The sequence below is a fragment of the Corallococcus sp. AB038B genome, from assembly GCF_003668955.1.
Lineage (GTDB): Bacteria > Myxococcota > Myxococcia > Myxococcales > Myxococcaceae > Corallococcus > Corallococcus exiguus.
Genome location: NZ_RAWO01000069.1, coordinates 1 through 482 on the forward strand (window position 1 = coordinate 1; position 482 = coordinate 482).

Annotated in this window: 1 protein-coding gene; it reads left to right on the top strand. The window is 69.1% G+C overall.

Features of this window, described 5'->3' with window-relative positions; genetic code table 11:
- On the top strand, nt 1–482 hold a 482-nt coding region (locus D7Y04_RS46155; protein WP_233601854.1), incomplete at both ends, for an AMP-binding protein.

A 482-nucleotide genomic window follows, 5' to 3' on the forward strand; every position in this document is an offset into this window, starting at 1 on the left:
GCGTCGGTGGTGCTCACCACGTCGGGCATCCTCGGGCTGTCGGACTTCGTCTTCGAGCAGGCGCCGGACTTCCGCGCGCTGCACTGGATGGCGACGGACGAGTTGCCGGAGGGCGGCGAGCGGGACTGGGTGGCGCCGGAGGGCCTGGGCGCGGAGTCGCTCGCGTTCCTTCAGTACACGTCTGGGAGCACGGGCACGCCGAAGGGCGTGATGCTCACGCACGGCAACCTGCTGCACAACCTGTCGCTCATCCACGGAGCCTTCGGCGCACGTGCGGACAGCGTGGGCGTCATCTGGCTGCCGCCGTACCACGACATGGGACTCATCGGCGGCATCCTGGAGCCGCTGTACGGAGGCTTCCCGGTGACGTTGATGTCGCCGATGGCCTTCCTCAAGCGGCCCATGGCGTGGCTGGAGGCGGTGTCGCGCTTCGGGGGCACCATCAGCGGTGGGCCGAACTTCGCGTTCGACTTGTGCGTGCG